Genomic DNA, 20,407 nt, shown 5'->3' with positions numbered 1-20,407 from the left:
TCTTCTGGTGCCCGGCATTTCGCGCCTTTTGTGGGGTTTTGGCATCAGCATGACCCAAATCATCTGATGCCAGCGGTTTCAGGGACCGAAAAATTTGACATCAACCTTTCCCCCGCGTCACCTGTGCTGGTCAATGTTGAGGCAAGGGGGAATAAAATGAAGAAGAACTATGTGAAGCCGACGCTTCTGAAGCGCCAGAAGCTATCTTCAGTCACAGCTCAAGCTTGTCCGGTCTCACAGTGCGTGGACTAAACCTACGCCAAGCCGACGCTTTAAGCGTGAGAAACTCTCGGCGGTTACAACAGACACATGCACCTCGATCTGTGTGAATCGAAGGCTCGTAGCAGCGCCGAAGCTGGAGACATGGGCGAGGTCCAGCGACGTCGCGGCCGGAAAACCCGGAATGATCCGCGAGGCCGGAAGAACCGCAGGCTTCTTGTCGTGATGGAACGATCGCCCCGCTGACAGGTTTTGCAACCGGCCGGGCGGTGGGACGCCCGGTCTACTCCAGAGGCCCGTCACCAGTCGCGTCGGTGGCGGGCCTTTTCGTTTGCCGCGCTCTCCATGGCGTGCGGAACCTTCCCGACAAAGCGACGTTGGTCCTCGCCGGTCAGGCAGACAATTCGCAAAAAAGGAACATTCCATGGGAAGCACCAGTGACAAGGCCTCGGGTCTCGCCAATCAGGCTGTAGGCAAGGCCAAGGAAGGCGTCGGCAAGGCCGTCGGCAATGATCGCCTGCGCGCCGAAGGCGCGGCGCAGGAAGCCAAGGGCAAGGTCCAGAAGGCTGTCGGCGACGCCAAGTCCGCCGTCAAGGACGCGACCAACAAGACCGCCGCCGCGATCAACAAGAACCTCTGAGGGCTTCTTCGCTCTTGAAGGCCGCCGCGCCAAACGGCGGCCTTCTTCACGTCCGGATTTGAAATCGGCAGGGAACGCATTGCCCTGCCAGAGATTGAGGGACCAGCGCAGCCCGCGCATTGACCCCTCGAGGATTTCAGTCATGGCCAAGCAAGCATCCAAGCCGGCCGGAACGGCGGCGACCATTCACGATCAGAAACTGCAGCGTGGCGAAGGCGGCGAACTGCACCAGACCGCGTCCGGCGCGACGCCGGTGCTGACCACCGCGCAAGGCGGGCCGGTCTCGGACGACCAGAACTCGCTCAAGATCGGCGCCCGTGGCCCGACGGTGCTCGAAGACTTCCATTTCCGCGAAAAGATCTTCCATTTCGATCACGAGCGCATCCCCGAGCGCGTCGTCCATGCGCGCGGCTATGGCGCCCACGGTTATTTCGAAACCTATGAATCACTGGCCAAATACACCCGCGCCGACATCTTCCAGCGCGCCGGCGAGAAGACACCGGCTTTCGTGCGCTTCTCCACGGTCGCCGGCAACAAGGGTTCGGCCGACCTTGCCCGCGACGTGCGCGGCTTCGCCGTCAAGCTCTACACCAGGGAAGGCAACTGGGACATTGTCGGCAACAACATGCCGGTGTTCTTCATCCAGGACGCGATCAAGTTTCCCGACCTGATCCATGCCGCGAAGGCAGAGCCCAACAGCGATTTCCCGCAGGCGCAGACCGCGCACGACAATTTCTGGGACTTCATCTCGCTCACGCCCGAAAGCATGCACATGATCATGTGGGCGATGTCCGACCGCGCCATCCCGCGCTCGCTGCGCTTCATGGAAGGGTTCGGCGTCCACACCTTCCGGCTGCTCAACGCCAAGGATGAATCGACCTTCGTGAAATTCCTCTGGAAGCCGAAGCTCGGCCTCCAGTCGGTCGCATGGAACGAGGCGGTCAAGATCAACGGCGCCGACCCCGACTTCCATCGCCGCGACCTGTGGGACGCCATCCATGCCGGCAATTTCCCGGAATGGGAGCTGCAGCTGCAGCTCTTCGACCAGGCTTTCGCCGACAGTTTCGACTTCGACATCCTCGATCCGACAAAGCTCATCCCCGAGGAGGTGCTGCCGCCGATCGCGGTCGGCCGCCTGGTGCTCGATCGCATGCCCGACAATTTCTTCGCCGAGACCGAGCAGGTCGCGTTCATGACGCAGAACGTGCCGCCCGGCGTCGACTTCTCCAACGATCCCCTGCTGCAGGGCCGGAATTTCTCCTATCTCGACACCCAGATCAAACGGCTGGGCAGCACCAACTTCACCCACATCCCGATCAACGCGCCGAAATGCCCCTTCCACAATTTCCAGCAGGACGGCCACATGGCGATGCGCAACCCGGTCGGGCGCGCCAACTACCAGCCCAACTCATGGGACGAAGGCCCGCGCGAATCCCCGCAAAAGGGTTTCCGTTCCTTTGCCGAGGTCGAAGCCGGACCGAAGGCACGGCTGCGGTCGGAAACCTTCGCCGACCATTACAGCCAGGCGCGCCAGTTCTACATCAGCCAGGACCCCGTGGAGCAAGGCCATATCGCCGCCGCACTGACCTTCGAACTGAGCAAGGTGCAGACGCCTGTCATCCGCGAGCGCGTCGTTTCCCACCTTCTCAACATCGATGACGGGCTGGCCGGCAAGGTGGCGGATGCGCTCGGCCTGAAAGCCATGCCGAAGCCCGCCGATGCGGCGGTGCCGACGCGCAGGGATCTTCCCGCCTCGGATGCACTCAGCATCCTCAAGAACGGCCCCGGCCGTTTCGAAGGCCGCAAGCTCGGCATCCTGGTGACCGAGGGAACGGATGCCGGTTTGCTGAATGCCTTGAAGCAGGCGCTGACCAAAGCCGGCGCCAAGTTCGAGATCATCGCGCCGAAGGTCGGCGGCGCCAAGGCGAGCGACGGCAGCTGGATCGACGCGCAGCAGATGATCGCAGGCGCACCGTCGGTTCTCTACGACGCCATCGCGCTCCTGCCGGCAAAGCCCGCAATGGCCGACCTGCTGAAGGAATCGACCGCCCGCGACTTTGTCGCCGACGCCTTCGCGCACTGCAAGTTCATCGGTTTCGTCGAAGCGGCGGCACCACTGCTGGCGAAGGCGGGCGTGGCCGAGGACGAGGCGGTGATCCCGCTTGCATCGCCCAAGGACGTCGCCGGCTTCGTCACCAGTCTCGGCGACCTGCGCTTGTGGGCGCGCGAACCGAAGGTGAAGCTGGGCTGAAGCCGATCTTTAGCGACCATCCGCTGGAACCGGCTTCTTTCTCGGACATTACATCAGTCAGTCCGATCGGATGGATGCCGATCGGGAAGGAGCCCGCCGCCCTCATCGGGATGGCGGGCTGCTTGCATCCTCAGGCGGAGATTTGGGTGGACAGACCTCTCTATGCCCTCGCCGAGTTCTTCTCCAAGCCGCCGGGCTTCTATGTGATGCTGGGCGCGGCCCTTGTCTGCGCACTGCTAACCAGCGCGACGCTCGGAACCTACATCATCTCCATTTCAGCCATGTGCCTGACAGGCGTGGTCCTGATCCAGAACTACCGCGACACCTCGGCCATACAGGCGAAACTCAACGAGATAATCGTCGCCCTGGACGCCGCCCGCAACGAGGTGGTGGGGCTTGAGCATGCTTCGCCCGCGGCCATCGATGCGGAGCTGAAAAACACAGAGAGCCGGGCCTCGGCCGCGCCCTCACGCGAGGCGACGCGGATTGGTACCTCGTCTGCTTGATACTTGATGCATACGTGGCGTGGTCGTCCATCCGAGCCCAACAGATCGTAAGCTTCGGAAACATGTTTTGCGGCGCCCGGATCGTGCTGGCCATACGCAGACCGGACATCCCCAAAAGGGCTAAAGCCCCGACCACATCCCTCCGTCAAGTCTCAGGTTCACACCCGTTATGTAGCTGGCGCGCGGACTGACAAGGAATGCGATGGCATCGGCGATCTCCTCGGTTGTTCCGACCCGGCCGATGGGAACATCAGCGAACATTGGCAGTACTTTCTGCTCGATCTGGGTCCACGAGGCATCGGCCGCGATGCCCTGGTTCGAAGCCACCTTTCGGAACGCCTCGTCGAGGCTGACGCTGTGGATCGTTCCAGGTGAAACGGTATTTGCAGTGATTCCATCGATCGCCACTGCCTTTGCGAGCGAGGCAGTCATCGCGATCATGGCCACCTTGGCTGCCGCATAGTCCGGTCTTTTCGACGGTGGCATCAACGCTGCCAGGCTTGAGATGTTGATGATCCTCCCCCATTTCGCCTTGCGCATGGCTGGCAGGAGGCGAGAGGTGACCCTCACAGCCGCAAGGACGTTCCGGTCGTAGCTTGCAGCCCATGTCTCGGGTCGTGTCGTGGACCAGTCTTCCGTTTCGCCGGAGCCGCCTGCATTGTTTACCAAAATCTCGACGGTTTGACGAAAGCCTGCGCATCCTCGACGAGGCGTTGCACCTGTTCGTCGTTTGTCAGGTCGCCGATGACGGCGTAGGCCCGCCCGCCCTCAACGACGATGTCGTGAGCGACTTCCTCGGTCTTGGTCTTTTTGCGACCATGGACGATGACGATGGCCCCCTCCCGCGCAAGCCCTCTGGCCACCCCTTCGCCGATGCCCTTGCTGCTGCCTGTGACCAGCGCCACCTTGCCGTCGAGTTTCAAATCCATCGTGCAATTCCCATGTTAATATCGGGAATGCATAAGAGGACACGGCGGTGAACGAGGCAATTACGCACTTAAAAGTGCCTGTCAAACGAGAGCAGAGAGATGTTTGCCTCGGCCCGAATGGATCTGTCGAGCACGTTACCAGAGTGCTCCGCATGATCAGTGGACGATGGAAGCTGCCGATCCTGTTCCGATTGTTCGCGGAAACTTCGATGCGATCTTCACAGTTCATGCGAGATATACCCGACATCTCTCAAAAGATGCTGACGCAGCATCTCAGGGAGTTGGAGAATGATGGACTTGTCGCGAGGCACGATTTCGACGAGCAGCCGCCGCGTGTCGAGTACGGACTGACGAATTCCGGTCGGGGTCTGATGCCTGTTTTGATGTCGGTGAGGGAGTTCTCCCGGCACCATCCGGAAACATCTGGCTCTCCATGATGCTCGGCCAGTGGCGGCCCCTGGCGACCCGGCGTTCCATCCAGGCGTCCGGCTCAATCCACTAGCTCTTCTTCGCTGCCTTCGGTTTCGCCACTTCCTTGGCTTGCTTGGCCTTCTCGCAGATGGCGCGGAATTCCTCCACCTCCCTCTCGGTGAGGTGCTCTATGCCGATGAAGTCGTTCTTGCCCAGGCCAGACCGGATCAGTTCATCCAGCTTGACCTGGATCGCCGCGCCGTCCCTGTTCTGGGTGTTCTGAATGAGAAAGACCATCAGGAAGGTGATGATGGTGGTTCCGGTGTTGATGATCAGCTGCCAGGTTTCGGAGTAGTGGAAGACCGGACCGGTCGCCGCCCAAACCAAAACCGACGCCAGGCACAGGGCGAAGGCCCAAGGTCTGCCGGTGGCACGGGCGACCGCGCCGGCCATGCGGTTGAACGTTTTTTCCATGCAGGGGCTTTCGAAAGGGTTGGAGGGAGCTTTGCCACAACTTCCCCGTCGACCCCCGGTTCCGGGCAATGAGTTCGTTTTCGTCCCATCCCCGTCGGAACATTTTCTCCTGGCGCGCACTCTGGCTGCCATCGAAGGAGAATTCCCTTGGGCCGACTGCCACGGGACAAAAACCGGATTGAACGCTCCCGCAAATCTCCACAAAAAATCATCGACGACGACTGACGCCGTGCGGGGGTCTCTTCGGCGGACGGCAAAGCCTACTTGGCCACAATCCAGTCCAGAACGTCCTGGTCGAGCTCGTCAATGTCGGTCAATTCGAGCGCCAGTTCCTCGGCGTGCATTCGCCATTGCTGTTCGGCAATGCGATTTTCCACGACCGATTTCCTGAAGGCGCCGCGAATAATCTCGCAGTCCAGGGCGGATATAGTCTTGCTTGAATGGTCGTCAGCCATTTTAGCCTCCGCGTTGGTGGCAGGAGCACCTGAGTTGGCTTCCAGGCGTCCGGATGCCGTGAAAGGCGGACGACCGGCGCGACTGTACGCCTCCATACGGTAATGGCGAGTCAATTCATCATGGGGAACGTTGCAAGCACTTGGTGGTTGTAGCCTGAGGAGGGCTGCCCGTGTCAAACCAACCCAGCGTTGTCGAGACCCTACGGATCGTCAGGGGATTTCTGACCCTCGCGCGAAAGGCGGTCATCGATGCGCACCATGTCGAAGCCATGATCGAGATCGATACGCTGATGCAGGTCGCGCAGGTGGAGACCGACAGGCGCATTGCCGTCCTCGAACGGGCGGCGGCGTCAAAGAGATAGGTGCCGCGCGCGATCCCCGAGGGCACGACGCGGGCCCCATGCCTTTGGACAGTGGCCGGGCCGGTGCAGCCGTCGAACAGTGCAAACGGCCTATTGGCCAAAGGTCCCATTCGCGTCGGCGCGGTGGTGTGAGAGATTGAAGAAGTATAAGCAATTGCTTGAATAGTGGTCCGGACGGCTGTCGAGAGGCGGTGTCGTGCCCATCCGCAGGAATCTTGCCGAGAATCTCCGACGGCTGGTGAGCAGCCATGCGTCGGTGGCCGCCGTATGCCGCGGACTGAACATGAACCGCACGCAGTTCGAGCGCTATCTGCAAGGCAAGAGCGTGCCCAACCGGGCGACGGCCAAGCTGATCTGCGACTATTTCCGGATCGACGAGGATGAATTGTATCGCGCGCCGGACGCGCCCGCGCCCGCGGACGCCGGCCTGTCACCGATCCACCAGACGCTTTACGAGAACATGGTGCGCGGCCCGTCCCCCGCCATCGCAGGCGGCATCTATTTCACCTACTTCGCGGTTCCGGACCGGCCCGACCTTGTGATGCGGTCGGTCACCTTCGTGCGGCGCGAGGCCGAGCGCGTGACTTTCAGGCGCGTGACCCGATGGGCCGAAGGCCACCGCCAGGGCGGAGCGCGGGCGCCGGGCTGGCACTATGGCGTGGCGATCTCGCGGCTGAACTGGATCTATTTCGCCGGCATCAACCGCCGCCAGACCGGCGAACCATCGATCGTGGCCGTGCAGTGGGCGCCTTACTCTGAACCGGTTCTGGTCGGCAACGCCTTCATCCTGACCGCGGTTGGACCGGTCTGTGTAAAGGTCATCATGCGCCAGGAGGTCCGCAGGATCAGCCTGCGGCAGGCGCTGCGCATGTCCGGCGTCGTCAGCCTCGACGACCCGCGCCTCGACCAGCTTGTGGCAAGCCTTGTGCGCGAGGGCTAGAGCAATTCCAGGAAAAGTATGAGCGGTTTTCCCGGGACAAGCGCGTAGCGCTTGCCCTTGGGAATTGCGTCAAAACAAAGAGTTAGAGCAGTTCGCCGTTTCCGCGAAACGGTGAAATGCTCTAGAGTGCTGTCCCGGGTCAATGGAATTGGCCGGGAGCAACAAGGGTTCGCGATGCTCAGCAGTTTCGACTATGGCGGCAAGGAAGCCGACACCGTGCACGCGCTGGAGGAGGACATCATCTTCGGCCGGTTGGCGCCCGGCACGCGCCTGGTCGAGGATGTGCTCTTGGCCCGCTTTCCGGTTTCGCGCCACTCGATCCGCCAGGCGCTCTACCAGCTGGAGAGGCTGGGTATCGTCACACGCGAGCGCAACAAGGGCGCCATGGTGCGCCGGCTCTCGCCCGAGGAGGTGCGGCAGATCTATGAAGTGCGCGAAATGCTGCAGCGCCAGGCGGCACTGATGATCCCCCTGCCGGCCAGCGACGCGCTGATTGCCGAACTGACCGGGATTCACGCCATCTACAGCGGCCATGTCGACGCAGGCTACCTCAGGGGCATCCACGAGGCCAATGACCGCTTCCACCTCACAATGTTCTCGGCCTGCGGCAATGCCTATCTGGTTTCGTCGATCGAACATTACATGCGCCTCAGCCTGCCGGTGCGGGCCAATTCCCTGGCCGACAGGGAAAAACTCGACATCTCCCGGCAACACCACTTGATGATGATCGAGGCGCTGAAGCGCAGGGACAATTGGGTGCTGGCGCAGCTCTGCGTCGACCATCTGCAGCCGAGCAAGACGTTCTATCTCCAGGAGATCGAGGCGGCGCCAACTGTGGAGATTGCCAAAAACACCTAGAACCGCCCGGCCGGCACGGAACAATCACGGGGCCGGGAAATTCTGAAATTGGCCGGATGCTGCTGCGTCCGGTCTCTCCAGCGCCGCCCGCGCTCCGCGTCGGCAGCGGTGTTGTTGCGCGGTCGCCATGGAGACAGAGATCTCTCATGCTTGCATACGGCAAAAAGCCAGCAAAGTTTCAAGTTTTTCGGATATATTTTTGGGAAATCAAGCGCATTTCACGCCGGAAACCGGAACTTTTACCCGAATTCTTCCGTTATGACCTTGATCGTTGCTTCGACGGTCACAAAGCAACAGGGAAGGATCCTATCATGAATATCAAGATGATCTGTCTTGGCGCCATGGCGCTTTCAATGGCCGCCGGCTCTGCCCTCGCGGGCGGCGGCAGCGGTACGTCAGCTCTCGACGACCCGGCCAAGATGCAGCCTTTCTACACGGATTCCAGCATGAAGACGCTGCGCGGCAATGACGATTTCGTCAAAGCCTGGAAGGCGCTGACGCCGGACGATCAGGCGTCGATGAAGACGGCTTGTGCGGACGAGGCCAAGAACGCCACTCCCGCCAATTCCCATCCGGAATTCTGCAGCAGCGTGAAATTGAACGGCGGCAGCTGATAGCGCTTGCCCTCCATAGAAAAACAGCCCCGTTCGCGGGGCTGTTTTGTGATGGCGGCATGCCGAATAGTCGAGGTGCCCGACAACGGTCCGCCTCGCCGCCCGCCTGCGATCGGCAGGGCCAGCCGGCTTAGACGGGCTTTCCCGATGGCACGGCCATCGCGGTGACGCGGGAAAGTTGCTCGCGCTTCACGAGCACCGGCTTCTCGTAGGTCTTCTTCATGATATCCCCTTGCCCAAGTGACGGGCCGACATCGCATCGCCGCCGCATCGCGTCAAGCACCGACCAGCATGTCAGCCCGACTGCCGCGACCGGAAACGCCGCCCTGTTGCATTGTCACCACGGTGCATCTGGAATGCATACCGGCTGGAATGCCCGGCCGCGCCCGTTCAGAATCGACCCGACCCCACGATCGCAACGATGCTGGCCAGCTTCTCGCGTTTCACGAGCACCGATCTTTCGTACGTCTTCTTCATGGAATGCCCCATTGCCCGGGATTTCGCCTCGGAAGCCCTGCCTTGCCAAGCAATGGCCAGACACTGTTCCGGGATCGCCGACCGTGCGGCCGTCGCGCGCCTTGAGTCTCTGCGCCCGTCTCCTTGTTCTGGCCATGTTGCACTGCGAAAAACTTGCTGCATTGCGATAGCGGCCTGTCCGGCCGCGATTGGCGAGCATTGGGCTTGGGCAGGGTTGTTGGGCTTGGGGGGCACGAAGGAGGCCTCGTGGCGGCATCGTTCCGGTCGGACATACAGGGGTTGCGCGCGCTGGCGGTCGGCGGCGTCGTTGCATATCATTTCGGCCTCTCTGGCCTGCCCGGCGGCTTTGCCGGCGTCGACATCTTCTTCGTCATTTCCGGCTGGCTGATCACGACGCATCTGATGGGCGAGATCACCAGGACCGGCCGGCTCGACCTCTGGCGCTTTTATGCCCGGCGCGCCCGGCGGCTTCTGCCGGCGGCCCTGTTCGTCATCCTGGCGACGCTTGGCGCGGGCTATTTCATCCTCGCGCCGCAGGAGCAGGCGCTCTATTCGCGCGGCGCCATGTTCGCCTCGGCCTACACCATCAATTTGTGGCTGCTGCGCTGGTCGTTCGACTATTTCGCCGCCGATGCCCTGGGCAATCCCTTCATCCATTTCTGGTCGCTGTCGGTGGAGGAGCAGTTCTATCTCGTCTGGCCGGCGCTGCTGCTCTTCGCCGCCTGGCTGCACGGGGGCAAGCGCATGGCGGTGGTGGTGATCGGCGTCGTCGGCCTCGCCTCCTTCGCCGCCTGCCTGTGGCTCACCAGCCTCTCACCGGCCTGGGCCTTCTACTTCTCGCCATTGCGCGCCTGGGAGTTCGCCGCCGGCGGCCTGGCAACACTGGCGCCGGCGGCCTTGTGGCAGCGCCGGCCGTGGCTGCGCGCGGCGCAGGGATGGATCGGCCTGGCGCTGATCGCGGCGGCCTATCTGACCTTGAGCGAAGACCTGCCCTTCCCCGGCTGGTACGCGGTTCTCCCGGTTGCCGGCACGGTGCTGGTGCTGCTGAGCGGCGCGGGCGAAGAACGCGAGGCGGCGGCAGCCAGCCCGACCGGCTGGCAGGTTCTTGCGCCCGCTTCCATGCTTTCGCTGCCGCCCCTGCAATGGATCGGCACGCTCTCCTATTCGCTCTATCTCTGGCATTGGCCTGTCATCGTCTATGCCGGCATGCTGGTGCCGGACCTCACCGTCTTCCAGCGCCTCGGTTGCGCCGCGCTGGCGCTGGTGCTGGCATTCCTGACCTACCACCTGATCGAGAACCCGGCGCGCCTTGGTGGCGGGCTGATGGCAGGCTCTCGGGCGCTGGCCCCCGCGCTGGCGCTGACCGGCGTCGGCGTGGCCGTGGCCTATGCAAACGCGCACCTGGCCACGCGCAACATCGACCCGGCCCAGCGCGGCATCGAAGAGGCCGCCGAACAGCCCTCCATCGCGCGCGCCACCGACAAGAACTGCCTGCTGGACTTCCACACGGTGAAGCCCAAACCCTGCACGTTCGGGCCGGCCGACGCCGCCCACACCATCGTGCTGTTCGGCGACTCGCATGCCGACCACTGGTCGACGCCGCTGGTCGAGGCGGCGAGCCGCAACGACACCAAGGTGGTCACCTATCTCAAATCCTCGTGCCGCGCCTCACGGCTCTCGACCTTCAACACGGTGCTGAAGCGCGACTACACCGAATGCGACGCCTGGCGCGAACAGGCGATAGCGGAAATCATCCGCCGCAAGCCGCGCCTGGTGGTGATTTCGGAATTCTCGATCGGCAATCTGACGCGCGACATGACCGCCGCCGGACGCAAACAAGAAACCGCGCGCTGGCAGGCCGGCCTGCGCTCCACCTTGCAGGCCTTCAGCCAGGCCGGTGTCGAGACGGCGGTCATCCGCGACACGCCGATCGGCGACAGCTTCGCCGATTCCTGCGTGGCCCGCGCACTGTGGTGGCGCGAAGCCCCCTCGCGCTGCGACACGCCGAGGGCGCAGGCCGCCAATGACGGCACCGCGGCGCAAGAGCGCGCCGTGGTGAAAAGCGTACCCGACACGCTCTATGTCGACCTCACCGACCGCTTCTGCGGCCCGACCGAGTGCCACGTCTTCATCGGCGGCAAACTGGCGTTTCGCGACAGGCACCATCTCGCAACCGCCTTCGCCGAGACGCTGGAAGGACCGCTGGAGAAGGCGCTGTTTTGAGAAGAATTCCTGATGGGTGACTAATTGGGGACCGCAAGCTGGTTCCCATTCCATGTCGACAGACTGCCTTTACGACATCTGTGCGAACCTCATGCAGGTTCAATTGATAAATAGGCCAAAATGGCCAAAAGTGCACTATGATTCGGATAGAGAGCTAGCCATGCAGAGCATGTCCGCCAAGGAAGCCAAGTATGGTTTCGGGCGATTGATCGATCTCGCGCGGGCGGAACCAGTCGTGGTTGAAAAGCATGGTCGCCCGGTCGTAGTCGTGCTGGCCATCGAAGAATACAAACGGCTTCACGAAGCGGGCAATTCGACCTCTGCATCTATGGATGCTGAGCGTTAGGCTTGTCGCGAAGCGATAAAGAACGGTTGGTATGAGTCGCGACGACATCAATTGGATTCCGAATAAGGGGGGCGGCACCTGACGATGCCCATTCCCACGCAGCCCAAGATCTATCACATCGTTCACGTCGATAATCTTGCGTCGATCGTGAAGGACGGGTTTCTCTGGCCAGACGCGGTGATGGTGAAACGGCAAGGCGCGGCTGTCATCGGCAACAATGAAATCAAGATGGACCGGCTTCACCTTCCGGTGGACTGCCATCCGGGAACATGCGTTGGCGATTACGTCCCCTTCTACCTCTGCCCGCGTTCGGTGATGCTCTATGTGATTTCCAAGCGTAATAATCCCAACGTTCCTTACCGCGATGGGCAAGGGCCGGTCGTGCACCTGATGGCGGACATGCGCGAAGTGGTGGAATGGGCGTCGAGGATCGAGAGGAAATGGGCCTTTACAGATATCAATGCCGCCAATCGAGCTGCTGACTTCTATGACGATTTGGCGCGGCTCGATCAATTGAATTGGGATGCGATTACCACGAGGCAATGGATGTCTTGCCGCGACCACAAGATGGCGGAATTTCTCATGCATGAAGGCTTTCCGTGGAAACTGATCCGTGGGATCGGTGTACAATCGGAAAAGATCGGCGCCCGAGCCATGGCCGCATTCGGTGCGAACACACATCGTCCGCCGGTCAGGGTAAAACGAGAATGGTACTATTGAGAACGAGATGGCGATGATCGAATTCAGGACTGGCGACATCTTGAGGGCGGACGTGGAAGCGCTCGTCAATACGGTTAACTGCGTCGGTATCATGGGCCGCGGTATTGCCCTTCAGTTCAAGAATGATTTTCCGGAGAACTTCAGGGCCTACGAGGCCGCCTGCGTGCGCGAAGAAGTGCAGCCAGGCAAGATGTTCGTCTTCGAAACCCGAACCCTGACCAATCCGAAGTTCATCATCAATTTCCCGACGAAGCGCCACTGGCGCGGCAAGAGCCGGATGGAGGATATCGAGTCCGGCCTCAAGGCGCTTGTCAAAGAGATTCGCGAGCGCGGCATCCGTTCTATCGCCATCCCACCACTCGGCAGCGGCCTCGGCGGGTTGAAGTGGGGCGACGTGCGGCCGCGCATCGAAGATGCGCTACGCGGCATCACCAATCTGAATGTAATCGTCTATGAGCCAACCAGCGCGCCCGTAACTACAAAGTCGCGTGAGGTGCCGAACATGACGGCAGGTCGCGCTGCGCTCGTCGTGCTGATGCATAGGTATCTGAGCGGGCTGATGGACCCATTCGTGACGTTGCTCGAAGTCCACAAACTCATGTATTTCATGCAGGAAGCAGGCGAACCCCTGCGCCTGCAGTACACCAAGGCTCCTTACGGTCCATACGCCGAGAATCTGCGGCACGTCTTGCGTTCGGTCGAGGGCCACCTCGTTTCCGGCTACGCCGATGGCGGCGATGCGCCCGACAAGCAGATTGAGTTGGTTCCAGGTGCTGTGAAGGACGCCGAGTTATTTCTTGCCAAACAACGCGAAACGGTCGCCCGCTTCGATCGTGTCGGAGACCTTGTAGAAGGTTTCGAGACGCCTTTCGGCCTTGAACTGCTTGCGACCGTTCATTGGGTCGTGAGGAACGAAAAAGCAGCAAGCGCCGAGGATGCTGCTGATAAGGTCCATGCTTGGAGCGAACGCAAGAAACACTTCTCGCGGCGGCAGGTTAGGATTGCCTTCGAGACGCTTTACGCGAAGGGGTGGTTAGCGGCTGCATGAGACGGTGCACATCGTACATGCCTTCGGACGGCAGGTGCCGGTGCGGGCAAGGCTGTTCGTGGAGTTTCTGGCGCTGCGGATGGGGAGGCTGGGGCGCTAGGGCATTTCACCGTTTCACGGAAACGGCGAAACGCTGCAGCTCTTTGTTTTGACGCCCGACAAAGCGCACCGCGCTTTCCCGGGAAAACCGTTCACGCATGCCGCCTGTAGCGCAAATGCTCGACGAGGGCCGCAAGCGCGGCCGATTTCTGGTGCCTGCTCGGATAGTAGAGATGGTAGCCCGACCAGACGGGGCAGAACGTTTCCAGACACGTTTCCAAACGTCCCGAGGCGAGATGCCCGGCAACGTGCGGTTCGAAGATGTAGGCCAGCCCCAGGCCAGCCAAGGCGGCTTCGATCATCACGGGCGCATCATTGACGATGACGGCGCCCTCGACCGGCACGTCGACCGTGCGCGCGCCGTCCCTGAACATCCAGCGGTAGACGTCGCCATGGCTTGCCGTGCGAAAGTTGATGCAGTCATGCGCCGCAAGATCCTCGAGCCGGACGGGCCGGCCTCTCCTGAGGTAGTACGCCGGCGCCGCGACAATGGCCGCGCTGACATCCGGCCCCACCGGAACAGCCACCATGTCCTTCTCCAGATGCGCTCCGAAGCGTATGCCGGCATCGAACCCTCCCTGGACGATGTCGACGAACCGATCGCTGACGTGGATGTCGACCCGAACACCCGGATGGCTGGCCAGGAATTCACTCAGCGCCGGCACCAGAATGGCGCGCGCCGGATATTCCATCACGGTCAGCCGCAACGTGCCGGACGGCTGGTCGCGGCTGTCCCGCAACTCCAGCAGCCCGCTTTCGATCTGGCGCAGCGAAGGCGTGATCCGATCGAGCAGGCGGCGGCCCGCCTCGGTTGGCCGTACGCTGCGGGTGGATCGCGCCAGCAAGGGCACGCCAAGCCGCGCCTCCAAGGCACTGATGGTCTGGCTCAGGCCGGACTGCGCACGCCCCATGACGGAAGCGGCCCGTGTGAAGCTGCCCGCCTCCACAATGGCCTGGAACACGAGCAGGTCGGCAATATCGCGACGATCCATTTATCAGCCAGTGTGATAGACCCATTCATATAAATCACTCTAATGGCGAAATGCAATTCGCCTTAGGTCTCTGGCTCCAACCAACCGGAGCTCCAAAATGGACAGGATCAGCACCCTTCTCGCCTCGCTTACGATTGCCGCCGCAACGGCGACACTGCCCGCGCCCGCCGCGGCGAAAGCCGGCAATATCGTGCTCGTGCACGGAATGAACATGGATGGCGGCGCCTGGCGCGGCGTCTACGACCGCCTGACAGCCGACAAGTACCGTGTCACCGTGGTGCAGCTGCCGATGACCTCCATTCAGGACGATATCGCCGCCACCCGCCGCGCGGTCGACGTGCAGGATGGTCCCGTCGTGCTGGTCGGCCACTCCTATGGCGGCATGGTGATCAGCCAGGCCGGCACCGAGCCGCAGGTGCGTGCCCTCGTCTACGTGGCTGCGTTCCAGCCCGAGATCGGCGAAAGCCTGGGCTTCCTCAACGCCTCCATCCCCGGCAAGCTGCCGGCGGACGCGCTTACCGTGTTCAAGGACGGCTTCTACCTTGTAAAGCCCGACGCCTGGATCGCCGATGTGGCGAACGGCCTGCCCGAGGCCGAGGCACGCTATACCGCCATGTTCCAGACGCCGGCGAACACGGCGATTTTCGGCTACAAGGCCGAAGCCGCGGCATGGCACAATACGCCAAGCTGGGCGGCCATTGCCACGGAAGACCGCACCATTGCGCCGGAGCTGCAGCGGCGGATGTCCAAACGCTCGGGCGCCAAGGTCGTGGAGATCCACGGCGGCCACTTGCTCCCGATATCGCATCCGTCGGAAGTCACCGCGGTCATCGAGGACGCGGCCGCTTCGGTAAAGTGAAGCCGGGCGTCTCGCGCCCCGGCGCCCGCATGGTTTGCCTTGCGAATCCATGGAACGAGGTCGCGCCTGGCGGGTTATATTAGATAAGCCTTGAAAAGGAGGTAGCCATGAAGAAGCTCCTGTTTGCCTCGCTTATCGCCATTGCCTCGGTCGCGGCGATGATCGCCCCCGCCGAGGCCCGCAGCCACGTCTTTATCGGCATCGGCGGCTACGACAATTATTACGGCAACGACTACGGCAATGACTATTACGATGGGGACTATGGCGGCCGCTACGTCTATGGCCCCTACGACCCTTATGACGACGGCTACAGGTACAGGCCGCGTTATTTCCACCGGCACCACCGCTGCCACCTCGAACTGGTCAGCCATTGGCGCCACCACCACCGGATAGTCGAGGAAATCCGCGTCTGCGGATGACCCGATCCTGGTGAAGCGGATCCGGCCGGCATCGCCGGCCGGATTGTCGCGCGGCTCTCTCAGCCCGCGCGCCGCTCCATCATCATCCCGTAATGCACCGCCAGCAGGTCGAGCCCGACCTTCAGCAGCTTCGTCACCACGTCGCGGCCCTCGCCGGTCTGCTCCGCCACGCCTTTCACCGACTCCCCCGCGCAGCAGACTTTTTGCACCACGGCGGCCACCTCCCAATGGCCGAGCGCGCGGGTGGCGGCGGCATGCGCACGGCCGGCGTCGAGCACGCTGTCGGCGATGCCGCCGCCCTTGCGGCCGCCGTCGACGCGTTCGCTCCAGCGCATCGGTTTCACACCGGCCTGCTGGCTGCACTGGAAATCCTCGCGGTAGCGCTGGCCGGCCTCGCGCTGCTGGCGCGACAGCGAGGTGATGCCGATGAGCGGATCGACCGTGCGGACCCGCACGATGCCGCCGGTCGAGGTGTGACCGTCATTCGACACCTCGTAGACGCGCCGTGCTTCAGCCGTGCCGGCCGCGAGCCGCTTGCGGCCGAAGGCGTCGTCGCTCAGCGCGAAATCATGGCCGATCTCGCGGCGGATGCGCACCTGCTCGGCCTCACCCTTCGGCAGTTTCGGCGCCTGCGGTTTGGCGGCTTTGGTTTTCCTGGGCATGGGGAGGCTCCTTGGGGTTGGGGTGTGGTGTTTTTGGTTGGATAGGTTGGCGGGACAGCGCCCCCCTCTGGCCTGCCGGCCATCTCCCCCACTAGGGGGGAGATCAGATGTGTCGCGGCCTTCGCCAATCGCCAGCGTTGCAAGGAGAGCGCCGCGGGCGACGCTGCCGATCTCCCCCCTAGTGGGGGAGATGCCCGGCAGGGCAGAGGGGGGGCGCTGTCCCGCCGACCTGCCTGATCATTCCGTTACTTGCTTCACGGGCGCCTGCACCGCCCTTCTCGCCATCAGCTCGCGCATCGTTTTCCTCTCCCGCACTTCGATGCAGAGCTGGGCGCTCGACGGGCAGAACTGGGCGTTGCCGCTCCTCACCTCACCGCGCACGAAGCGCTGGATGGCGGCCTGCAGATCGGCAAGCTCGGCGTCGCGCACCGCGCCGAGATAGCCGCGCATCTGCATCTCGACATCAGTCAGGGCGGATTGCGGGAAGCATGAGAACATCGCGGCCAGCGCCTTCGTCGCCTGCTGCAGTTCGGCTGCTGTCATGGCTGCGGATCTCCTCGATGATGGCGTTGGCGGCGTCGGTGTGGGTTTTCGGCCGGTGCCAGCCTGGTTTCTTCCCCGGAAAAACGGGAGCTGTCTTGCCCGCGCGGGATAAAGGCTCCGCCTTCTCCCGGGAGAACACCGCCGCGTCCTGTTCTCCACGAGCCGAAAAAGCTTCCGCATTTTCAGGGGAAAAAGCGGTAGCTTTTTCATTCTGGTTTCTGGAGTCTGGAGAATGCCGCGGCAACGCGCCGGCATTTGGTCCCGCGTGCGCCTTTGTTTTCAAGGCGGTAACGGCCCCGCCGCGTGCGCCGGCGGCGGCCCTCGCCTCGCTTTTGACCAGTGCCTTGTGCAGCTCCTTCGTCAGCCTCTTGTGGCCGATCTCGCCCGCCTCGCGCTCGAAGAAGGTCAACAGATCAGCGCTGATGGCGCGCCATCTCCTGAGCGACAGGCGCGCCACGCGCGCCAGCTTGGCGTCGTCATCGGGCAGCCGGCCGCCGGCGTTCCACATCGCCATCAGGATGAGCATGTAGGCGCCGATCTGCTCGGTGGAGAGCTGCAGCGTGTCGCCGACGAAATCGGAGACATAGAGCTGCATGAAGGGCCGCTCGCTCATGCCGGCCCCATATCTGCACGCATGCTGATGGAACCAGCCGCCGGCCCGCACGTTATGACGCGTCCACGCCAAGGGGAGGTTTGCCGATGACAGCTTTCATACCGGTTACGCTGCGCTTTTGCGACAACAAGACCATGCTGGTGGGGTCGGTGGCCGAAGCCGAAACGGCGTTGCAGCACCAGTGGCCAGACAAGACAGCACCCGCCTTTCTCGACGCCGCGCGGCTGGTCAGGCAGGCGATCGAGGGCAACTGCTGCCCGCGCACCGCCTTCGAAGCCTTCACCGGCGCCGCCGGGCAACAAGGCATATTGGTGGTCAAGCCGCGAAGCCGAGCGCATGACTGGCTCGACGCCGCCGCCAACCCCTGAAGCAGGCACGAAGGCGATGCAACCGCCTGACGGTCTCGCGCGTTTATAAGCGCAGGCTTGAAAGCCGCGCCCAGAGCGAAGGTGAATGCCGTGGGTACGATGAAAACCGGAGTGCCGCTTAAAGTGTCGATGGACGGACATGTCGAGGAGATCGACAGCGTCAGCGACGCCGCCGATTTCCTGCAGCGCTGGCCGATCGAGCGGCGCGGCCATGTCTACCGCAGCGCGCTCAACGCCTGCAGCGCCGCGATCGCGGCGCAGATATCCGAATCCGACGCGATAAAAGTGTTCACCGGCTTCGCCCGCGTTACCGGCATTCTGGTTGCCGACAGCGGCCCGGCCATGAGGCTGGAGGCACGCACGGTGCAGAGCCGCATGCCCAAACAGGGCCGCCAGATGCCGAAATAGGCTCACGTGCAGACCCGGCGCTGAAATCGGGCTTGGTGGTAGCTGCAATAGCTCTTCAATGCCTTCGTGCGCATGCCGCAGCACAGCATCTCGGCGCCCGGCCGTCCGCCCGGCGCATCGTTTTGCGGATCCTCCTCCAATGTCAGGTCGAGCGGCGCCCGGCAGCGGGAGAACAGGCAGTCGATGAAGCGCATCGCCACCCCATGCGGCTGGCGGCCGACGGGTCCGCGCTGCGGCGCCGGCACCTTGAAACGGTAAGCTTCGCCATCGGCGATCAGAACGCCCACCTCGCGCACGAACAGGCGCGGCGGCAGCCAGGCCGGCGACGAATCGTGCCTGGCCCGGACTTTGTTCTTGCGCGCGACGGCGGCCTTGGCGGCGTGCGCCTCGGTCACCGCCCCGGCGGCCGCCTTGCCATCGGCTTTGCCCTTCGCCGGCTTTGCAGCCGCCGGCTTGCGCATTGCCCGTTCGGCACCCGGCGGCATCCCTCGCCCATTGGCAAAGCCGATCGCGCCCAGCATGGCGTTGCGGTGCACGATGCCGATGATGGCGTTGCGCGAGACCGGACTGCCGCGCAGCGCGCTGAATGCCGTCGCGATCCGCGAGGCCGAAAGCCCATCCTTCAGCCAGCGGGCGATCTCTTGCAATTCGGCGTCGCTGTAGCTTGCCATGTCCAGGCTCCATCCAAGGCTCCGCCTTCGGCAGCACTCGGGAGCGCGCCGTCGGCCAGGCGTCAGGGTTCGGGCCCGGTTCGGGCCACGGTCAGGGGTGTTCGGTTCGGAAGCCGGCCTGCGGGCCGCAATCAGCCGGAGCGGATCGAGTGCCCGGCGCTCAGGCGCGTCAGCCGCGCCTCCGCTGTCTTTCTGTCGGGGGCGGAAACCGCCCTGCCCGTCATCGGCTCGAACAGGATCACGGTGCCGTCCTGCGTGTGGATGCAGGAGCGCGCATAGGGACCGGCGGCGTGCCGGTCGAATGGGGGGCCGGAGCCGAGGGGAGCGGCGGCTCCGGCCGTTCCGGCCGCCGGTGACGGGCGGGCCGGACCCGAGGCATCAAAGCGCTCGGGCTTCGCCCCGGCCGGGGAGGAGGACGGCCGGGACGGAAGGGAATGGCTGGCGACTTCGGTCGCCGGATGCGCCTCGCGGGAGGCCGGCGCTACCGCGCCATGAAAGCTGGACAGGTTTTGCATGGCCAGATATAAGCATAACTCAAAAATAGATGCAAGCCATTCTTTCATAGACGAGAGCCGCTTTCATCGCTCACATGGGCGCCATGGCAAAAACGGAACTGTCGATCAAGGTCGGGGCGGCGATACGCCAGGCACGCAAGCAGCGCGGCCTGGTCATGCGCCACATAGCCGAGCACAACGACACCGATGTCGCCGCCGTCGGCAATTGGGAAACCGGGCGCAACCTGCCCAAGACCGAGAACCTGTTGAAGACCGCCGCCTTCCTGCGCGTCGACCCGGTCGCGCTGGGCCAGGGGCATGTCGTCTTCCTCGACGATGCCGGCCCGGTGGCCGACGCCGAGATCGTCACCGATGCCGGCCCGATGCCCGCCGGATCAATGGATATCGAGGTGCTGGGCGCCGCTGTTGGCGGCGATGACGGCGACTTCACCTTCAACGGCGAGCCTGCCGGCTACGTGCAGCGCCCGCCGGGCGTGCGCAACCTGCCGAAGGTCTTCGCGCTGCATGTGCTCTCCGATTCCATGGTGCCGCGCTACGAGCCCGGCGACCTCATCTACTGCGGCGGCCGCGACGCAGTACCTGGCGATCATGTGGTGATCGAGACGTTTCCGGAAGAAAACGAGCGCAACGGCAAGGCCTTCATCAAGAAGCTGGTCAAGCGCACGGCGGGCGAGCTGGTGGTCGAGCAGTACAATCCACCCAAGACAATCACCTTCAACCGCTACGCGATCAAGCATGTCTGGCGGGTTATCCCGCTGAAGGAATTGCTGGGGTATTGAGGATTC

The 20,407-nt window shown here is 63.0% G+C and carries 26 protein-coding genes and 1 pseudogene; 17 read left to right on the top strand and 10 right to left on the bottom strand.

Annotated elements, in window-relative coordinates; all coding sequences use genetic code 11:
* Positions 1-643: 643 nt before the first annotated feature.
* The 3 genes from AC07UC_RS15565 to AC07UC_RS15555 all read left to right on the top strand — a co-directional run bounded on the left by AC07UC_RS15565 (position 644) and on the right by AC07UC_RS15555 (position 3,616).
* Positions 644-859 (top strand): CsbD family protein, encoded by a 216-nt coding sequence (locus AC07UC_RS15565; protein ID WP_019859538.1) that lies wholly within the window; start codon positions 644-646, stop codon positions 857-859.
* A gap of 142 nt (positions 860-1,001) precedes the next feature.
* Positions 1,002-3,110, top strand: coding sequence for a catalase (katE, locus tag AC07UC_RS15560; RefSeq protein WP_494906622.1), 2,109 nt, complete (start codon positions 1,002-1,004; stop codon positions 3,108-3,110).
* Positions 3,077-3,616, top strand: a complete 540-nt coding sequence (locus AC07UC_RS15555) for a low affinity iron permease family protein (RefSeq protein WP_494906621.1) — start codon at positions 3,077-3,079, stop codon at positions 3,614-3,616. The genes katE and AC07UC_RS15555 overlap by 34 nt, the downstream gene beginning before the upstream one ends.
* A gap of 120 nt (positions 3,617-3,736) precedes the next feature.
* Here AC07UC_RS15555 and AC07UC_RS15550 read toward each other — a convergent pair.
* Positions 3,737-4,545, bottom strand: a pseudogene (locus AC07UC_RS15550) (SDR family NAD(P)-dependent oxidoreductase).
* A gap of 47 nt (positions 4,546-4,592) precedes the next feature.
* Here AC07UC_RS15550 and AC07UC_RS15545 point away from each other — a divergent pair.
* A complete protein-coding gene (locus AC07UC_RS15545) occupies positions 4,593-4,982 on the top strand; it encodes a winged helix-turn-helix transcriptional regulator (RefSeq protein WP_202326651.1) in 390 nt (129 codons plus the stop codon).
* A gap of 61 nt (positions 4,983-5,043) precedes the next feature.
* On the opposite strand, the gene AC07UC_RS15540 is transcribed toward AC07UC_RS15545, so the two are convergent.
* Positions 5,044-5,430, bottom strand: a complete 387-nt coding sequence (locus AC07UC_RS15540; RefSeq protein WP_140774073.1) for a low affinity iron permease family protein — start codon at positions 5,428-5,430, stop codon at positions 5,044-5,046.
* Between the two features lie 260 nt (positions 5,431-5,690).
* Positions 5,691-5,885, bottom strand: a complete 195-nt coding sequence (locus AC07UC_RS15535; protein ID WP_494906620.1) for a hypothetical protein — start codon at positions 5,883-5,885, stop codon at positions 5,691-5,693.
* A gap of 170 nt (positions 5,886-6,055) precedes the next feature.
* Here AC07UC_RS15535 and AC07UC_RS15530 point away from each other — a divergent pair, with 170 nt between their 5' ends.
* From AC07UC_RS15530 to AC07UC_RS15515, 4 genes are all read left to right on the top strand, one after another.
* Entirely contained in the window at positions 6,056-6,247 is a 192-nt protein-coding gene (locus AC07UC_RS15530; protein ID WP_140774075.1) for a hypothetical protein, read from the top strand.
* Positions 6,248-6,443: 196 nt separating this feature from the next.
* Positions 6,444-7,187, top strand: a complete 744-nt coding sequence (locus AC07UC_RS15525; protein ID WP_140774076.1) for a helix-turn-helix domain-containing protein — start codon at positions 6,444-6,446, stop codon at positions 7,185-7,187.
* A gap of 174 nt (positions 7,188-7,361) precedes the next feature.
* Entirely contained in the window at positions 7,362-8,045 is a 684-nt protein-coding gene (locus AC07UC_RS15520) for a GntR family transcriptional regulator (RefSeq protein ID WP_494906619.1), read from the top strand.
* A gap of 311 nt (positions 8,046-8,356) precedes the next feature.
* Complete coding sequence (locus tag AC07UC_RS15515; RefSeq protein WP_202326641.1) at positions 8,357-8,659, top strand: hypothetical protein; 303 nt, start codon at positions 8,357-8,359, stop codon at positions 8,657-8,659.
* Positions 8,660-8,789: 130 nt separating this feature from the next.
* Here AC07UC_RS15515 and AC07UC_RS15510 read toward each other — a convergent pair whose 3' ends face one another.
* Positions 8,790-8,882 (bottom strand): putative RiPP precursor, encoded by a 93-nt coding sequence (locus AC07UC_RS15510; protein WP_202326640.1) that lies wholly within the window; start codon positions 8,880-8,882, stop codon positions 8,790-8,792.
* Positions 8,883-9,382: 500 nt separating this feature from the next.
* On the opposite strand from AC07UC_RS15510, the gene AC07UC_RS15505 reads away from it, so the two are divergent.
* The 4 genes from AC07UC_RS15505 (at position 9,383) to darG (ending at position 13,473) form a co-directional block, all read left to right on the top strand.
* A complete protein-coding gene (locus AC07UC_RS15505; RefSeq protein ID WP_494906618.1) occupies positions 9,383-11,359 on the top strand; it encodes an acyltransferase family protein in 1,977 nt (658 codons plus the stop codon).
* Between the two features lie 160 nt (positions 11,360-11,519).
* The gene (locus AC07UC_RS15500) at positions 11,520-11,705 is read left to right on the top strand and encodes a type II toxin-antitoxin system Phd/YefM family antitoxin (protein ID WP_494906617.1); all 186 of its coding nucleotides are present in this window, start codon (positions 11,520-11,522) and stop codon (positions 11,703-11,705) included.
* Between the two features lie 84 nt (positions 11,706-11,789).
* Positions 11,790-12,425, top strand: a complete 636-nt coding sequence (gene darT, locus AC07UC_RS15495) for a type II toxin-antitoxin system toxin DNA ADP-ribosyl transferase DarT (protein ID WP_494906616.1) — start codon at positions 11,790-11,792, stop codon at positions 12,423-12,425.
* Positions 12,426-12,432: 7 nt separating this feature from the next.
* Entirely contained in the window at positions 12,433-13,473 is a 1,041-nt protein-coding gene (darG, locus tag AC07UC_RS15490) for a type II toxin-antitoxin system antitoxin DNA ADP-ribosyl glycohydrolase DarG (protein ID WP_494906615.1), read from the top strand.
* Positions 13,474-13,664: 191 nt separating this feature from the next.
* Here the strand turns inward: darG and AC07UC_RS15485 are convergent, their stop codons facing one another.
* Entirely contained in the window at positions 13,665-14,564 is a 900-nt protein-coding gene (locus AC07UC_RS15485) for a LysR family transcriptional regulator (RefSeq protein ID WP_140774085.1), read from the bottom strand.
* 97 nt (positions 14,565-14,661) lie between these two features.
* On the opposite strand from AC07UC_RS15485, the gene AC07UC_RS15480 reads away from it, so the two are divergent.
* Together AC07UC_RS15480 and AC07UC_RS15475 are read left to right on the top strand one after the other, a co-directional pair.
* Positions 14,662-15,423 (top strand): alpha/beta fold hydrolase, encoded by a 762-nt coding sequence (locus tag AC07UC_RS15480; protein ID WP_494906614.1) that lies wholly within the window; start codon positions 14,662-14,664, stop codon positions 15,421-15,423.
* A gap of 107 nt (positions 15,424-15,530) precedes the next feature.
* A complete protein-coding gene (locus tag AC07UC_RS15475; RefSeq protein WP_494906613.1) occupies positions 15,531-15,842 on the top strand; it encodes a hypothetical protein in 312 nt (103 codons plus the stop codon).
* A 59-nt stretch (positions 15,843-15,901) separates the two neighbouring features.
* On the opposite strand, the gene AC07UC_RS15470 is transcribed toward AC07UC_RS15475, so the two are convergent.
* From AC07UC_RS15470 to AC07UC_RS15460, 3 genes are all read right to left on the bottom strand, one after another.
* The gene (locus AC07UC_RS15470) at positions 15,902-16,504 is read right to left on the bottom strand and encodes a DUF6456 domain-containing protein (RefSeq protein ID WP_494906612.1); all 603 of its coding nucleotides are present in this window, start codon (positions 16,502-16,504) and stop codon (positions 15,902-15,904) included.
* 237 nt (positions 16,505-16,741) lie between these two features.
* Positions 16,742-16,954: a hypothetical protein gene (locus AC07UC_RS15465; RefSeq protein ID WP_494906611.1), complete on the bottom strand. Its 213-nt coding sequence runs from the start codon at positions 16,952-16,954 to the stop codon at positions 16,742-16,744.
* A 13-nt stretch (positions 16,955-16,967) separates the two neighbouring features.
* Positions 16,968-17,642, bottom strand: coding sequence for a YdaU family protein (locus AC07UC_RS15460; RefSeq protein WP_494906610.1), 675 nt, complete (start codon positions 17,640-17,642; stop codon positions 16,968-16,970).
* A gap of 104 nt (positions 17,643-17,746) precedes the next feature.
* On the opposite strand from AC07UC_RS15460, the gene AC07UC_RS15455 reads away from it, so the two are divergent.
* Positions 17,747-18,028: a DUF982 domain-containing protein gene (locus AC07UC_RS15455; RefSeq protein ID WP_140774091.1), complete on the top strand. Its 282-nt coding sequence runs from the start codon at positions 17,747-17,749 to the stop codon at positions 18,026-18,028.
* 99 nt (positions 18,029-18,127) lie between these two features.
* A complete protein-coding gene (locus AC07UC_RS15450; RefSeq protein ID WP_056572073.1) occupies positions 18,128-18,436 on the top strand; it encodes a DUF982 domain-containing protein in 309 nt (102 codons plus the stop codon).
* A 2-nt stretch (positions 18,437-18,438) separates the two neighbouring features.
* Here AC07UC_RS15450 and AC07UC_RS15445 read toward each other — a convergent pair whose 3' ends face one another.
* Together AC07UC_RS15445 and AC07UC_RS15440 are read right to left on the bottom strand one after the other, a co-directional pair.
* Positions 18,439-19,107, bottom strand: a complete 669-nt coding sequence (locus AC07UC_RS15445) for a GcrA cell cycle regulator (RefSeq protein ID WP_494906609.1) — start codon at positions 19,105-19,107, stop codon at positions 18,439-18,441.
* Positions 19,108-19,238: 131 nt separating this feature from the next.
* Positions 19,239-19,622, bottom strand: a complete 384-nt coding sequence (locus AC07UC_RS15440) for a hypothetical protein (protein ID WP_202326632.1) — start codon at positions 19,620-19,622, stop codon at positions 19,239-19,241.
* A 74-nt stretch (positions 19,623-19,696) separates the two neighbouring features.
* Between AC07UC_RS15440 and AC07UC_RS15435 the strand changes: the two genes are divergently transcribed.
* On the top strand, positions 19,697-20,401 hold the full coding sequence (locus AC07UC_RS15435; RefSeq protein WP_494906608.1) for an XRE family transcriptional regulator: 705 nt from the start codon (positions 19,697-19,699) through the stop codon (positions 20,399-20,401).
* Positions 20,402-20,407: the final 6 nt, after the last annotated feature.

It is taken from the genome of Mesorhizobium sp. GW821-FHT04C10 (genome assembly GCF_059420305.1).
Note: the sequence above shows the minus strand (reverse complement) of the source record. Positions and strands in the feature narration are given on the sequence as shown.

Coding starts and splice junctions, on each gene's coding strand:
- AC07UC_RS15565 (WP_019859538.1), top strand. CDS start 644: ATGGGAAGCACCAGTGACAAGGCCTCGGGTCTCGCCAATCAGGCTGTA.
- katE (WP_494906622.1), top strand. CDS start 1,002: ATGGCCAAGCAAGCATCCAAGCCGGCCGGAACGGCGGCGACCATTCAC.
- AC07UC_RS15540 (WP_140774073.1), bottom strand. CDS start 5,430: ATGGAAAAAACGTTCAACCGCATGGCCGGCGCGGTCGCCCGTGCCACC.
- AC07UC_RS15535 (WP_494906620.1), bottom strand. CDS start 5,885: ATGGCTGACGACCATTCAAGCAAGACTATATCCGCCCTGGACTGCGAG.
- AC07UC_RS15520 (WP_494906619.1), top strand. CDS start 7,362: ATGCTCAGCAGTTTCGACTATGGCGGCAAGGAAGCCGACACCGTGCAC.
- AC07UC_RS15515 (WP_202326641.1), top strand. CDS start 8,357: ATGAATATCAAGATGATCTGTCTTGGCGCCATGGCGCTTTCAATGGCC.
- AC07UC_RS15510 (WP_202326640.1), bottom strand. CDS start 8,882: ATGAAGAAGACCTACGAGAAGCCGGTGCTCGTGAAGCGCGAGCAACTT.
- AC07UC_RS15500 (WP_494906617.1), top strand. CDS start 11,520: ATGCAGAGCATGTCCGCCAAGGAAGCCAAGTATGGTTTCGGGCGATTG.
- darT (WP_494906616.1), top strand. CDS start 11,790: ATGCCCATTCCCACGCAGCCCAAGATCTATCACATCGTTCACGTCGAT.
- darG (WP_494906615.1), top strand. CDS start 12,433: ATGGCGATGATCGAATTCAGGACTGGCGACATCTTGAGGGCGGACGTG.
- AC07UC_RS15485 (WP_140774085.1), bottom strand. CDS start 14,564: ATGGATCGTCGCGATATTGCCGACCTGCTCGTGTTCCAGGCCATTGTG.
- AC07UC_RS15480 (WP_494906614.1), top strand. CDS start 14,662: ATGGACAGGATCAGCACCCTTCTCGCCTCGCTTACGATTGCCGCCGCA.
- AC07UC_RS15475 (WP_494906613.1), top strand. CDS start 15,531: ATGAAGAAGCTCCTGTTTGCCTCGCTTATCGCCATTGCCTCGGTCGCG.
- AC07UC_RS15470 (WP_494906612.1), bottom strand. CDS start 16,504: ATGCCCAGGAAAACCAAAGCCGCCAAACCGCAGGCGCCGAAACTGCCG.
- AC07UC_RS15465 (WP_494906611.1), bottom strand. CDS start 16,954: ATGCGCGGCTATCTCGGCGCGGTGCGCGACGCCGAGCTTGCCGATCTG.
- AC07UC_RS15460 (WP_494906610.1), bottom strand. CDS start 17,642: ATGCAGCTCTATGTCTCCGATTTCGTCGGCGACACGCTGCAGCTCTCC.
- AC07UC_RS15455 (WP_140774091.1), top strand. CDS start 17,747: ATGACAGCTTTCATACCGGTTACGCTGCGCTTTTGCGACAACAAGACC.
- AC07UC_RS15450 (WP_056572073.1), top strand. CDS start 18,128: ATGAAAACCGGAGTGCCGCTTAAAGTGTCGATGGACGGACATGTCGAG.
- AC07UC_RS15445 (WP_494906609.1), bottom strand. CDS start 19,107: ATGGCAAGCTACAGCGACGCCGAATTGCAAGAGATCGCCCGCTGGCTG.
- AC07UC_RS15440 (WP_202326632.1), bottom strand. CDS start 19,622: ATGCAAAACCTGTCCAGCTTTCATGGCGCGGTAGCGCCGGCCTCCCGC.
- AC07UC_RS15435 (WP_494906608.1), top strand. CDS start 19,697: ATGGGCGCCATGGCAAAAACGGAACTGTCGATCAAGGTCGGGGCGGCG.